Here is a 13839-nt window from a genome sequence, read left to right as displayed (position 1 = left end):
GAATCCCCTCACGTCAGCCGTCCGCCGGCTCGGCGTGCGGTGCCCGCAGGGATGAGCTGCCGCCCGTGCGGGGCGGTGGCACCCCGTCGACCTCGACGGACGGCTCGGCCGCGCGCTGCGTCTCCAGCACGGCCGCGAGCCGTCGCAGACCGCGGTGGGCGGCCGTGCGGACGGCACCGGCCCGGCGGCCCAGCACCCGGCCGGCGGATCCCGCGTCCAGCCCGATCACGGCCCTCAGCAGGACCGCTTCGGCTTCCCGGGGAGGCAGGGTGGCGATCAGCGCCAGGGCCGTCTCGGTGCCGATCGTCTCGCTGGCGCCCTCGGCGGTGTCCGCCGTGCTGGCCAGGTCGACGAGCGCGTGCACCGGGACCGGCAGGGACGGTCGACGGCGCAGCCGGCGCAGGTGGTCCATCGCCCGGTTGCGGGCGATGGTGACGGCCCAGGCGCGGAACTCGCCACCGGTGAAGGTGGGCAGGTCGCGGGAGATCTGCAACCAGGTCTCGGAGGCGACGTCCTCCGCATCCGGGCCGACCAGGGCGGTCAGGTAGCGCAGCAGGCCCGGTTGAAGGCTGCGGTAGAGCAGGCGGAACGCGTCCTCGTCCCCCGCCTGCGCCGCGCTGACCGCCTCGGACAGTTCGCCGGTCATCCGCGCCCCGTGGCACGCCCGGCTCGGGCCGCCCCGCTCCGCCGCGGCGAAGCAGACCACGCGGTACGCATCGTCCGCCCGCTCACCACCCGCCCCGCCGCCCTCCGCCGATCTGGTCCCACCCGTGACCGAGGTCGTCGGCCCGGGGTGTCTGTGGGCCGACGTCAGGGTCGTCAGCTCGGCGCGCCGGCGGCCGAGGTGACCGGGGACGGCTTGAGCCGGGCTAACGCTAGGACGGGGCCAACGACGCGACAAGCCGGGAGGTTGTCACGGAAGAGTGACAATAATCAACCCGGCGAGCCGGCGTGTCGTCATCACTGCCCGTGAGCAGAGCGCGCAAACCTGGCCGCTACCCACCCTTTCGGTCAGCGTCGATCACACCGACGTGCCGAAATATGTCACTTTTCGTCACAGCATGTCGTCGCACCGTCACAGGGCGGCGGTGTCCATCCAGGTCAGAGCGGATACGCCGCGGTTGTCACTCGTTCGGCGGACAGCCCGTGTCGCGCCGCCGCGCGCCACTCTGGGTACGGTATTGCGGTGTTGTCATCGGGGGTCGTGCTCAGCGGTCGGTACCGCCTGGACGAACGTGTCGCCACGGGCGGCATGGGCGACGTCTGGCTTGCCGCCGACCTGATCCTCGGCCGGCAGGTCGCGGTCAAGGTGCTGCTGCCGACGCTGGTCTCCGACCCCGATTTCATCGCCCGGTTCCGGGCCGAGGCCCGGATCATGGCGGCGCTGCGGCACCCCGGCATCGTGCAGGTCTTCGACTGCGGCGCCGACGACCTGCCCGACGGCGCCGGTCGGGCGGACTACCTGGTCATGGAGTTCGTCGCCGGCGAGCCGTTGTCCAAGCGGATCGAGACGGCCGGCCGCCTCGACGTGGGCGAGACGATGTCGATCGTGGCCCAGGCCGCCGCGGCGTTGAACGCGGCGCACCGCGGCGGCATCGTGCACCGCGACGTGAAGCCCAGCAATCTGCTCGTGCTCGAGGACGGCTCGGTCGTCCTGGTGGACTTCGGCGTGGCGCGTTCCCTCGACATCACCAGCATCACCAGCACCAACGCGGTGCCCGGCACCGCCCTCTACATGGCCCCCGAGCAGGCCGCCGGGCGACCGGTCACCGGTGCGACGGACATCTACGCGCTGGGCGCGGTCACCTACTGCTGCCTCACCGGCAGTCCGCCGTTCACCGGCGACAACCCCCTCCAGGTTGCCGTGCGACACCTCGACGACGAGCCGCCGGAGCTGCCGCACGAGATTCCGGAGGCGGTCCGCGCCCTGGTGTCCCGGGCCCTGGCCAAGGACCCGCTGGACCGTTTCACCAGCGGGGCGGCGATGTCCGAGGCCGCCCGGACCGCGGTGACCGGCGGCGAGCCGCCCACCGCGATGGCGGCAGCCGCTCCGCTGCGCGACGCCGGGCCGGGCACCCGCGGCGACGGGCCGGTTGGCGCGGCGGTGGCGGGTGGGGCTCGGGACGCGCGCCAGCGACGCCGGGGTCCGCTGGTCGGCGCGGCGGTGGCCGTGCTCGTCGCGGTGGTCGGGCTCGGGGTGGCACTGGCCACGACGCGCAAGACCAACGAGGACCCGGCGGTCAACCTGCCGTCCAGCTCGCCCACGGCGGCGCCGAGCGGCCCATTGGATCTGCCAGCGGGCAACGAGCAGATCGCCACCGGTGGCCCGACCCGGCCCGACCGGTCGGTGGTGCCCGGCAACTCCCCGTCGGCGTCGATATCCGTCACGCCGAGCACGCGCCCCAATCAGACGTCCAGCCCGCCGACGCCCTCGGTGACGCCGACGATGACCACCCCGCCGACCACCACCGCGCCGAGCACCCCGCCGACCCCGTCGTCCGTGCCCACTCCGACGGCCACGGACAGCCCGCCGGCCGTGCCGGAGGGACCGGAGGTCGACTGAACGCGCCGGCTTCGCCGGGCGCCGACTGTCCCACCAGCACCGATATCCCCAAAACGGACTTGGGCCGCCGAACACCGCTCTAGGCTCCTCAGCAGGTCATATCCACCATCTGCTGCGGGAGCCTGGGTGAACGCTGAAAAGCTGGTCGTGATCGGTCAGGGGTACGTCGGGCTGCCGCTGGCGATGCGCGCGGTGGAGGCGGGGCTGGACGTCGTCGGCCTCGACGTCGACGCCGACCGGGTGAAGCGTCTCGCCTCGGGCGAGTCGTTCATCGAGGACATCCCGACCGACCGGCTGGGCCGCGCGTTGGGGAGCGGCCGGTACCACCCCAGCACGGAATACACGGATGCCGAAGGCTTCGACATCTGTGTCATCACCGTGCCGACCCCGCTGCGCGACGGCACCCCCGACCTGAGCTTCGTCGAGCAGGCCGGTGTCGGCATCGGCCCGTACGTCCGCCCGGGGTGCACGGTGATCCTGGAGTCGACCACGTACCCGGGCACCACCGAGGAGTTGCTGCGCCCACTGTTGGAGTCGGCCAGCGGGCTGCGCAGCCCCGGTGACTTCCACCTCGGCTACAGCCCGGAGCGGATCGATCCGGGCAACCCGACGTGGCGGTTGGAGAACACGCCGAAGGTGGTCTCCGGCGTGGACGCGGTGTCGCTGGCCAGGGTGGACGAGTTCTACCAGCGCCTTGTGGAACGCACCGTGCCGGTGGGCTCGACCCAGGTGGCCGAGTTGACCAAGCTGATCGAGAACACGTTCCGCCAGGTCAACATCGCGCTGATCAACGAGCTGACCATGCTCTCGCACCACCTCGACATCGACGTCTGGCAGGCGATCGACGCCGCCGAGACCAAACCGTTCGGATTCCTGCCGTTCCGGCCCGGTCCCGGAGTCGGCGGGCACTGCCTGCCGATCGACCCGTGTTACCTGTCCTGGCAGGTCAAGCGCCGCCTCGGCCGGCAGTTCCGGTTCATCGAGCTGGCCAACGACATCAACCACGAGATGCCCGAGCACGTCGCGCAGCGGATCATGGCGGGACTGAACCGGGACAGCCGGGCCGTCAGCGGGGCCCGGCTGCTGCTGCTCGGTCTGGCGTACAAGAAGAACACCGGCGACATGCGCGACTCCCCCGCGGTCGACGTGGCCCTCCGGCTGCGGTCGCTGGGCGCCGAGGTGCACGCGGTCGAGCCGTACGCCGAGGCGCACCAGATCCCGGCCGGGGTGACCGTGGTCGGGCTCACCGAGCAGGAGATCCGCGCCGCCGACGCGGTGGTGGTGGTCACCGACCACGACAGCTTCGACTACGACCTGGTGGTCCGGCACGCGCGCTACGTCTTCGACACCCGCAACCGGTGCGTCGGCCCGATGGTCGAGCGCCTGTAGACCCGGCACCGCTGGCCGGTCCCGCCATCGGCGAAGACGGCGGGACCGGCCGGCGGATGTCCGTTCCCGCCCCCGGCGGCCGGCCCCGTCGACGAAGCCGGGCGGCCGCACCGACCGGCCGCGCCGGGCGGCCGCACCGCAGGCGGAGTCCGGCGTCGGCCGCGGCGTCGGTCACTGGTCGGCGAGCGCCTCGACGACCGGGCGGGACAGCGCCCGGCGGGCCGGCAGGACCGAGGCGAGCAGGGCGGCCAGCACCGCGACGCCGAGGATCAGCGCGAGCTGGCCGAACGGCAGCACCAGGTGGAAGTCCCCGCCGAGGCGGGTCAACAGGGCCATCGCGGAGGCGCTGACGCCGGTGCCCAGCCCGATGCCGAGCACCGCACCGACCACTGCCATCAGCACCGCCTCGACGGCGAGCACCGCCCGCATCCGTCCTCGGGTGAGCCCGACCGCCCGCAGCACCGCGTTCTCCCTGGTCCGCTCGACCACCGACAGACTCAACGTGTTCGCCACGCCAACCAGGGCGATCACCACGGCCAGGCCGAGCAGCGCGGTGACGAAGCCGAGCACCATGTCCACCGTGCCGGTGAGCATCTTCTTGTACGCGCCCTGGTCCATCAGGTTCACCGTCGGGTAGCGGGCCAGCACCGCCTCGATCACGTCCCGGGCCTGCTCGGCGCTCACCGCGGCGGCGGGGTCGATCTCGGCCAGGAAGCCGCGATGACCGGGGAAGAGCGCGGCGAAGTCCGCGTCGGCCATGTCGATGACGTGACCTGCGGGCGCCCCGTCGGCGGGCGTGTCGTCGGTGACCACCGCCGCCACCCGGAACGAGCGGTCCGCGACGGTCACCGGGGAGCCGACCTCCAGGCCGCGTGCCTGGGCCAACTCCCGGTGGACAAGCACCTGCCCGGGACCCACCCGGGTGGCGTCGCCGGTCAGCACCTCACCCAGCGTCCGGCTGACCAGCGCGGGGTGGGCCGCCCGGATCTCCACGTCGGCGACGACCGTGTGGCGCTGCTCGTGCACCACCCCCAACTCGGGACGGGCGGCCAGCTCGTCGGTGAGCGCGGCCGGCAGCTCCTGACCGATTCCGCTGACCACGAAGTCCGTCCCGATCTGGGCGTCCACGCTGCGCTCGATGCCGTCCTTGGTGCTGCGCGCGCCGACCACGAAGGCCGACACCAGTCCGATCCCGATCACCAGGGCGGTGGCGGTCGCGGCGACGCGCCGCGGATTGCGGACCGTGTTGGCCACCGCCAGCGCGCCGGTCGCCCCCAGGACGCGACGGGCCGGCCAGCCGAACACCTGGGCCAGCGCCGGGACGAGCACCGGCCCGAACAGCACGATCCCGAAGAAGGTCAGCACCCCGCCGGCCGCCACCAGCACCAGCTGGCCGGCGCTGGCGGCACCGGCCAGCGCGGCGACACCGACGGCCAGCAGCACCGCGCCGAAGGCCAACCGAACCCGTCCGGCGCCCCGGCTCGGCTGCACCGCGGCGTCGGTGAGCGCGGCCACCGGCGCGATCCGGGTGCCCCGCCAGGCCGGGAGCAGGGCGGCGCACACGGTGAGCGCGGTGCCCAGCAACAGGCCGGTCAGCACCGTCGAACCGGTCACGGTCAGGCCACCGGTGCCCGGCACGTCCAGGTGGGACATCAGCAGCCGCAGTCCGGCGGCGAGGGCCACCCCGAGCAGCACCCCGAGTGCGGAGGCGGCCAGCCCGAGCACCGCCGACTCCAGCAGGGCGGCCCGGAACACCTGCCCCCGGGTGGCGCCGATCAGGCGCAACAGCGCGGTGCGCCGGGTGCGCTGGGCCAGCACGATCGCGAAGGTGTTGGCGATCACGAAGCCGGCCACCACCACCGCGACCCCCACGAAGATCAACAGCAGCATCCGGAACTGGTCCACGTTGCGAACCGACTCCTCGACGGCCTCGTCGAGGATCCGCTGGCGACTCTTCACGGCGGCGTCGCCGCCGGCAACGGCACGTACCCGCTCGGTCACCGCCGCGACGGAGATGCCCGGTCGGGCCGCCACCATGATGCGGCCGTACCCCCGCTGGCCGGTGAGGGCCAACGCGTCCGGCCCGACCAGGCCGACGAACGGGCCTCCCACGTCGCGTACGGTGCCGGCCACGTCGACGGTGCCCACCAGGGTGTACGGGCGGGCCGCGCCGCCACTGCCGCCGACGCGGACCTCGGCACCGAGAGCGAAGCCCTCCTCGGCCGCCGTCGGCGCGTCGAGCACCACCTCACCGGCCCGGTCGGGCAGCCGGCCGGCGACCACGTCGTACGAGCGCAGAGCCTGCTCGGTGGGGATGGCCACGAGCATGGTGAAGCCGAGCACCGGACGGCCGTCGGAGCCGACGATCCCGGCGGTGTTGGTCAGCTCACCGGCTGCGGCGGCCACCCCGTCCACCGCCCGCACCCGGTCGACGAGGGCCGGGGGCAGCAACTCCGCGCCCGTCGCGTAGACACCCAGGTCGGTGTGCCGGTCGAAGGTGCCGGCCCGCTCGTACGCCCCGGTGCGCATCCCGTCGACGAAGATCATCGTGCCGGCGACGAACGCGACGCCGAGCACGACGGCCAGCGCGGAGAGCAGCATGCGCAGCGCCTCGGCACGCAACGAGCGCAGGGTCAGGCGGATCATGCGAGGCTCCCGGTGCAGGTGGCGGCTCGGACCCCTCCGACGCTATGGCCGCCGCCGGTCGGTGGATCTCCACCTGCGCTCTCGACCTGCGTGCGTCCCGGGTCGCGGTGCGCCCGCCGCCCCCTACGCCCCAGGTCGTACGCGGCGTCATCCGCCGGGTGTCACCAGCCCGCTCTCGTACGCCAGGACCACCGCCTGGACCCGGTCGCGCAGCTGGAGTTTCGCCAGGATCCGACCGACGTGGGTCTTCACCGTCGCCTCGGCAACGTGCACCCGGGCGGCGATCTCCGCGTTGGACAGGCCCTGCGCGACAAGCAGCAGCACCTCCCGCTCCCGCTCGGTGAGCTGCGTGAGGCGCGGGTCCGCGCTCGGGGCGGCGCCGAGCTGCCCGGCGAACCGGTCCAGCAACCGCCGGGTGATCGACGGGGCCACCACCGAGTCGCCCTGGGCCACCACCCGGATCGCGGCCAGCAACTCCTCCGGCGGGACGTTCTTGAGCAGGAACCCACTCGCCCCGGCCTGGAGGGCGGCGAACGCGTCCGCCTCGGTGTCGAAGGTGGTCAGCACCAGCACCCGGGGCGGGCCCGCAGGCCGGTCGGCGCAGAGCCGCCGGGTCGCCTCCACCCCGTCCATGGTGGGCATCCGGATGTCCATCACGACCACGTCGGCCTCGGTGCGGGCGAGCACCCGCAGGGCGTCCGCGCCGTCGATCGCCTCCCCGACCACCTCCAGGTCGGGCTGGGAGCCCAGCACCATCCGGAACCCGGCGCGCACCAGCGCCTGGTCGTCCACGATCACCACCCGGACCGTCATGCCGCGATCACCTCCGTTGCCGGCTCCGACGGTAGCGGTAGCCGGACTTCGAGCTGCCAGCCCCCGGCCGGCCGGGGGCCGGCGGTGAGGCTGCCGTCGTACACCGTCACCCGCTCCCGCATGCCGAGCAGACCGTGACCGCCGGACGGCGCCGGGCTGACCAGCGGGCGACCCCGACCGTCGTCGCGCACCCGGACCACGACGGCCTCGGCGGTGTACGTCAGGGTGACCTCGACGACGGCGCCGACGCCGGCGTGCTTGAGCGCGTTCGTCAGCGCCTCCTGCACCACCCGGTAGACGGTCAGCTCCAACCCCGGAGGCAGGGCCGGCTGCTCGCCGGTGACGGTGCTGCGGATGTGCAGCCCGGCGTCACCGAAGCGGGCCAGCAGGTCGGGCAGCTCGGCCAGCGCCAGGCGCCGGTGCTCCGGGTCGGCGGCCGCCACGAGCCCGTCGCCGCCGGACGGGCCGGCGTCGCGCAGGACGCCGACCAACCGGCGCATCTCCTCCAGCGCCGACCGGCCGGTGTCCGCGACCACCTTCACGGCGGTGCGGGCCTGCGCGGGGTCACGGTCGAGCATGAACCGGGCGCCGTCGGCCTGGACGATCATCACCGCCAGGCTGTGCGCGACGACGTCGTGCAGCTCACGAGCGATCCGGGTGCGCTCCTCGGCGACCGCCGCCCGGGACTCGGCCTCCCGTTCGCGTTCCAGGGTGGTGGCCCGTTCCTCCAGGCTGAGCACGTAGAGCCGGCGGGTCCGCACGTTCAGCGCGACCAGCCACACCGCGCCGGTGACCAGCGCGTACCACAGCGCGGTCACCCACCAGCTGATGACGCCAGGCGTCTGCACGGCGGCGAGCACCACTCCCACGGCGGCGACCGCACCGGCGAGCACCGCCGCGCGCAGCCGCTCGCCGTACTTCACCACGCTGTAGAGCGCGATCAGGACGGCGACGTCGAACGGCAGCGGACCCCACTGGGCGATCACCTGCACCAGGCCGAGCGCGGCGATCACCACGGTCACCGCGCCCGGGTGCGCGCGGCGGAACAGCAGCGCCACGGCCATCCCCAGGCAGACCAGCGCCGCCGCCCAACCGCCCGCCAGGTTCGCCGCGCCGGCCAGGCCGATGAGGGCCACCACGACGGAAACGGCCACGTCGAAGGCGACGCCGCGCAGCGGGCGACCGAACATCGTGCGTCTCACGGTCACCCAGCGTACGTGTCGACGGACGTGACCCTCGCGCCTCGGCCGGGTCGACCGGACCGGATCGTCCGGGTCGGCCCCATCGGCGCGGGTCAGCGGCCGAGGACCTCGCGCATCCGGTCGATCTCGACGGTCTGCTCGGTGGCGACCGAGGTGGCGAACTCGTTGAGCGTGAGGTCGGAACCGACAGTGAGCAGGTTGGTGGCCATCTCGATGGCGCCCTCGTGATGCGCGGTCATCATCTGGACGAAGAGCCTGTCGAAGTCGGGGCCACGGCTGGCGGCGAGCTGCCGCATCGCCTCGGGTGACTGCATGCCGCGCATGGCGCCGTGGTCGTGCCCCTCGACCTCCGCCGGGAGGCCGCGGGTCTGCAGCCAGCCCCGCATCATGCCCATCTCCGGTCCCTGGCTGGCCCGGATGCGCTCGGCGAGGGCGCGGATGTCGGGGTCGGCCGCGCGGTCCGCGGCGAGTTCCGCCATCGCGAGGGCCTGCGCGTGGTGCGGGATCATCATCCGGACGAACAAGACGTCCAGCGAGTTGTGCGGTGCGGGACCCGCGTCGCGGACCTCGTGGGCCGCGCGGGTGGCCGCGGCCTCACCCGGGCGGCCGGGCGCGATGACGGTCAGGTCGGTGGGGACCGGGCTGACCGTCGGCGAGGCGGAGGTGGCGGGTGCGGAGGCCGACGGGGCGCCGGTCGTCGCGGCGTCGCCCCCGGCGCGACTCACGACGACTGTCACGAGCGCGAGCAGGAGCGCCAGTGTGACGATCGCCAGGGTTCGTGCGCGCCGATCGGTCATGGGCCACTCCCTGGAGTCGAGGTCATCGCGATGCTATCCATTGACGCAGGCACTTTGATGTGACCCGCATCACATCGACGTTCTTCGTCGGACGGTAAGGTGTCGACAATCATCTCCCCCTTGCGAAGGGCCTCGCCGATGATCAGACTCCACATGCCACGGCCACGACACCTGCGCATCGTGGCGCTCGCCACCACCGGGCTCCTCGTCGCCAACGCGCTCGTCGCCCCGCCCGGCAACGCCCAGGTGGCGCCGCCGTCGGCCCCCACCACCAACGCGATCCCCGGCGTCGACGAGATCGTCAGCAGCCCCAACCTGCGGCAGATCGCCAACGTGCCAAAGGTCGCCCCACTGGACGCGACAAACAGCGACATCGCCTTCCAGGGCAGGTACGCGTTCGCCGGCAACTACAACGGCTTCGTCATCTACGACATCTCGCGGCCCAACGCCCCGACGGTCAAGGCCCGGGTGCTCTGCCCGGGGTCGCAGAACGACATCTCCGTGCACGGCGACCTGCTCTTCCTCTCCACCGACTCGCCCCGCAGCGACGACTCCTGCAACAGCACCCCCGGGGTACCGACCGAGAAGGGCTCGTGGGAGGGCATCAAGGTCTTCGACATCAAGGACAAGGCCAACCCGCGCTACATCAAGTCCGTCGAGACGGCCTGCGGCTCGCACACCCACACCCTGGTGCCGGGCAAGGACCGCAAGGCCATCTACCTGTACGTCTCGTCGTACAGCCCGCGGGCCGAGTTCCCGGACTGCCAGCCGCCGCACGACTCGATCTCGATCATCAAGGTGCCGCTGAAGAAGCCCACCGACGCGGCCGTGGTGGCGACGCCGAACCTCTTCCCGGACGGCGGCTTCCCCGGCGGCCCCGGCTCGGCGACGACCGGTTGCCACGACATCACCGCCTACCCGTCGAAGGACCTGGCCGCCGGCGCCTGCATGGGTGACGGCATCCTGCTCGACATCAAGAACCGGGAGGCGCCCCGGGTCATCAACCGGGTCCGGGACACCGTCAACTTCGCGTTCTGGCACTCCGCCACCTTCAACAACTCCGGCACCAAGGTGATCTTCACCGACGAGCTGGGTGGCGGCGGGGCGGCGACCTGCAACGAGGCCATCGGACCGAACCGGGGCGCGGACGCCATCTACGACATCGCCGGCCGCGGCGACGCCCGGACGATGACCTTCCGCAGCTACTACAAGATCCCCCGGGTCAACGCGGCCACCGAGAACTGCGTGGCACACAACGGCTCGTTGGTGCCGGTGCTCGGTCGCGACATCATGGTCCAGGCGTGGTACCAGGGCGGCATCTCGGTCTGGGACTTCACCGACTCGGCCCACCCGAAGGAGATCGCCTTCTGGGAGCGCGGCCCGCTCTCGGCCGACAAGCCCGTCAGTGGTGGCACCTGGTCCGCGTACTACTACAACGGCCACATCTACTCCAACGACATGGTGAAGGGCCTGGACGTCCTGGAGCTGAACGACTGGCGCACCTGGACGGCCAAGCTGACCCGCTACAACGAGCTCAACGTGCAGACCCAGCCCAGCTACCTGGGCTGGTAGGCACCAAGCACGACACCGGCCCGGCCCTCGAATCCGCAGGGCCGGGCCCGTCCACGTTCCCAGGGGGTACGCGCGTCAGCGCACGGCCAACTGGTAACGGCGCTCGCCACCGCCCGCGGTGATCAGTCGAACCTCACCGCTGCGCAGGCCGTACGTCACCGACCAACGGGTATGCCCCTGCCGAACGGCGGCGAGGATGCGGTGCGCCGCGTCGGCGTCCACCACCGCGCCCGCGTCGGTGAGCACGGCGGCGATCTGCCCGTACCGGCGGTCCTCCCGGCGGCGCTGCTCGGGCACCCCTGCGACCGGCACGTTCGTGAGCGCCTGCCAGCCGCCCGTGCCCCGCTCCACCCGCATCTCCCCGTCCACGAACTCGACCACGGCGGATGCGCCGGACGCGTCGGCCAGCAGGTAGTGCAGCGGCGGCCCTCCGTCGAAGTCGAGGTTGTGCCGGGTGAACACGGCAACGGCCTCGTCGACCGTCGCGGCCCGGTCCAGCACCAACCGCAGGATCCGCACCGAACCGACAGTGGGTCTGCCCGCGACCGGGCGGGCGGTCGCCGCGTCGTCCGCCGCCAACCCCACGGCGAGGCCCCGCTCGTTCATGCCGTCGAAGGGCAGCAGCGGCGCGTCGAGCAGCCGACGGTCCCCGGCCGGGTCCGCGCCGACCCCGAGGTAGGAGATGTCGACGAGCGACACGGCCGCGTAGCCGTCCGGCGGGTCGGTCCGCAGCACCAGCGCCGGGTTGGCGTCCCAGTCGAAGTTGCGGGCGAACAACGGCCGCGCCGGGTCACCGGCGGCGACGAACAGCGAGCAGCCGAACGGACTGGGCGGGGCCGCGTCGGTCCCCACCGTCGGGTCGTATGCCCCGACGTACGTCATCTCGTACAGCGGCAGGTCGTCGACCCGGCGCAGGCTGGCCATAGTCTGCTCGGCCTGGGCGGCGTCCTGGCGGGAAGCGGCCGGGGTGGCGGCCGGCGACCCGACGTGCGACGGGCCCGCCGGCCCGGATGTGGCACAGGACGTCAGGGCGAGCAACAGGGCCGCCGCAACGGCCGGCAGGGTCCTCCGCATACCCGTTGGACGCTATGGCAGCGGTAGACGGTTGTCCACCGCGCTGTTTCACCCCGGCGCATCGCCCACCCCGGCCGCCCCCGAGTTCACCTTTGCTCTGCTTCAACGGGCGCGACAGCCGTTGTCCGACTATCGGACGTGTGGTGTTGCGTGGGTTGAAGCAGAGCAAAGGACCTGAATCAGCAGGGCGACGGGCCGCCAACGGTGCGGCTCGTCACCCCAGTGGGGGCGGCGACGCCGCCGGCCGGACGCTGTGCGAACGTGGTCAGACGTGACGACCGCAGCCCCGCCCGAACCGACCACGCGCTGGCGGCCCCACCCGCTGGATCTGGTGGCGGTCGTCCTCGCCGTCCTCGGCGCCGCCTGCGCGCTGAGCGGGCTGCTGCCACGGGCGGAGACCACCGCCACCCTGCACCGGATCCTGCCGCTGCTGCTCTTCCTCGGCACCGTGATCGTGCTCGCCGAGCTGACCGCCGTGGCCGGCGTCTTCGACGTGCTGGCCAGCCGACTGGCCATCGCCTCCCGGGGCAGGTGGGCGGCGCTGTTCCTGCTCTGTGGCGGCCTCGCCACGCTGACCACCCTCGTGCTCAACCTCGACACCACCGCCGTGCTGCTCACCCCGGTGCTGCTCGCGTTGGCCCGCAACCTGCGCGTCCCGGCCGGCCCGCTCGCGGTGACCACGGTCTGGCTGGCGAACACCGCGAGTCTGCTGCTGCCGGTGTCGAACCTGACCAACCTGCTGGCCGCCGACCGGGTCGGGTTGTCCCCGTTGGCCTACGCCGAGCGGATGGCGCTGCCGCAACTCGCCGCCGTGGCGGTCACCATGGCGCTGCTCTGGTACGCGTGGTGGCGGCGGGACCAGCCGGTCGGCGGGCGTTTCGTCCCGCCGGCCCGGCACGTGCCGCCGGATCCGGTGCTGCACCGCGTCGCCCTCGCCGGCTGTCTGCTCTTCGTCGCCGGCATCCTCGCCGGGGTGGAGATCGGTCTGGCCTCCGCCGTCGCGCTCGCGCTGGTAGTTGTCGGCTTCGTCGTCCGCTCCCCCGCCACGCTGCGCCTGAAGCTGGTGCCGGTGCGGCTGCTGCTCTTCGTCGTCGGTCTGTTCCTGGTGGTGCAGACCCTCGGCCAGCACGGGTTGGACGACCTGGTCGGCGGCCTGCTCGGCACCCACGGTGGAACGCTCGGCGAGCTGCGCGCGGGCGGTACGGGCGCGTTGCTGGCCAACATGGTCAACAACCTGCCGGCCTACCTGGCCGGCGAGTCGGTGCTGCCGTCCGGCGAGCACACCCGCCTGCTGGCGCTGCTGATCGGCACCAACGTCGGCCCGCTGGCCGTCCCCTGGGCGTCGCTGGCCACCCTGCTGTGGTTCGAGCGGTGCCGGGCGGCCGGGGTGACGGTGCCGATGCGGCGGTTCGTGCTGACCAGCGCGCTGCTCGCGCTGACCGGCACGGTCGCGGCGGTCGGCGCGCTCCTGCTGGTTAGTTGACCACTATTGAATGATTCTCACTCGGTTGCGGCGTTTGACCCTCCGAGACGTGTTATCGACCGGAAGCGCGAGATGACCGTTTATGCTGGTTCGACACCGATCCGAGTAGGAGAACCGGTGACAGCGCAGCACGAGCTGGACACAGCCCAGACGACCCCTTCGGACTACCGCCCGCCGACGATCCAGCGCCTGGGCACGCTCGCCGAGTTGACCAAGGGCGGCACCGTCGGCCCGGACGACGGCCTGGGCGGCGGCGGCGACGGTTCACTCTGACTCGTCACCGCCCGCCATCGTGGGAGG

At 72.8% G+C, this 13839-nt stretch carries 11 protein-coding genes; 5 read left to right on the top strand and 6 right to left on the bottom strand.

The window, feature by feature from the left end; all coding sequences use genetic code 11:
* Positions 1-13: 13 nt before the first annotated feature.
* Positions 14-646, bottom strand: coding sequence for an RNA polymerase sigma factor (locus tag AB0C25_RS30780; RefSeq protein ID WP_357377774.1), 633 nt, complete (start codon positions 644-646; stop codon positions 14-16).
* Positions 647-1186: 540 nt separating this feature from the next.
* Between AB0C25_RS30780 and AB0C25_RS30775 the strand changes: the two genes are divergently transcribed.
* Positions 1187-2563 (top strand): serine/threonine-protein kinase, encoded by a 1377-nt coding sequence (locus AB0C25_RS30775; RefSeq protein WP_357377773.1) that lies wholly within the window; start codon positions 1187-1189, stop codon positions 2561-2563.
* 126 nt (positions 2564-2689) lie between these two features.
* Positions 2690-3952 carry a nucleotide sugar dehydrogenase gene (locus tag AB0C25_RS30770; RefSeq protein ID WP_357377771.1) on the top strand — a complete coding sequence of 421 codons (1263 nt, stop codon included), beginning with the start codon at positions 2690-2692 and terminating at the stop codon, positions 3950-3952.
* A gap of 171 nt (positions 3953-4123) precedes the next feature.
* On the opposite strand, the gene AB0C25_RS30765 is transcribed toward AB0C25_RS30770, so the two are convergent.
* The 4 genes from AB0C25_RS30765 to AB0C25_RS30750 all read right to left on the bottom strand — a co-directional run bounded on the left by AB0C25_RS30765 (position 4124) and on the right by AB0C25_RS30750 (position 9410).
* Positions 4124-6598, bottom strand: a complete 2475-nt coding sequence (locus tag AB0C25_RS30765) for an ABC transporter permease (protein WP_357377769.1) — start codon at positions 6596-6598, stop codon at positions 4124-4126.
* 147 nt (positions 6599-6745) lie between these two features.
* Complete coding sequence (locus AB0C25_RS30760; RefSeq protein WP_357377767.1) at positions 6746-7411, bottom strand: response regulator transcription factor; 666 nt, start codon at positions 7409-7411, stop codon at positions 6746-6748.
* Positions 7408-8619 carry a sensor histidine kinase gene (locus tag AB0C25_RS30755; protein WP_357377765.1) on the bottom strand — a complete coding sequence of 404 codons (1212 nt, stop codon included), beginning with the start codon at positions 8617-8619 and terminating at the stop codon, positions 7408-7410. The genes AB0C25_RS30760 and AB0C25_RS30755 overlap by 4 nt, the downstream gene beginning before the upstream one ends.
* An 86-nt stretch (positions 8620-8705) precedes the next feature.
* Positions 8706-9410, bottom strand: a complete 705-nt coding sequence (locus tag AB0C25_RS30750; protein ID WP_357377763.1) for a DUF305 domain-containing protein — start codon at positions 9408-9410, stop codon at positions 8706-8708.
* 138 nt (positions 9411-9548) lie between these two features.
* Here AB0C25_RS30750 and AB0C25_RS30745 point away from each other — a divergent pair, with 138 nt between their 5' ends.
* Positions 9549-10982: a hypothetical protein gene (locus tag AB0C25_RS30745; RefSeq protein WP_357377761.1), complete on the top strand. Its 1434-nt coding sequence runs from the start codon at positions 9549-9551 to the stop codon at positions 10980-10982.
* A 75-nt stretch (positions 10983-11057) separates the two neighbouring features.
* On the opposite strand, the gene AB0C25_RS30740 is transcribed toward AB0C25_RS30745, so the two are convergent.
* Positions 11058-12056, bottom strand: a complete 999-nt coding sequence (locus AB0C25_RS30740; RefSeq protein WP_357377759.1) for a linear amide C-N hydrolase — start codon at positions 12054-12056, stop codon at positions 11058-11060.
* Between the two features lie 271 nt (positions 12057-12327).
* On the opposite strand from AB0C25_RS30740, the gene AB0C25_RS30735 reads away from it, so the two are divergent.
* Positions 12328-13539, top strand: coding sequence for an SLC13 family permease (locus tag AB0C25_RS30735; protein ID WP_357377757.1), 1212 nt, complete (start codon positions 12328-12330; stop codon positions 13537-13539).
* A gap of 117 nt (positions 13540-13656) precedes the next feature.
* Positions 13657-13812, top strand: a complete 156-nt coding sequence (locus AB0C25_RS30730) for a lasso RiPP family leader peptide-containing protein (RefSeq protein ID WP_357249022.1) — start codon at positions 13657-13659, stop codon at positions 13810-13812.
* The last annotated feature ends 27 nt before the right edge of the window (positions 13813-13839 follow it).

The sequence above is a fragment of the Micromonospora sp. NPDC048839 genome, assembly GCF_040649915.1.
GTDB lineage: Bacteria > Actinomycetota > Actinomycetes > Mycobacteriales > Micromonosporaceae > Micromonospora.
The sequence above is the reverse complement of the archived record's forward strand: the minus strand, read 5'-3'. Positions and strand labels throughout refer to the sequence as shown.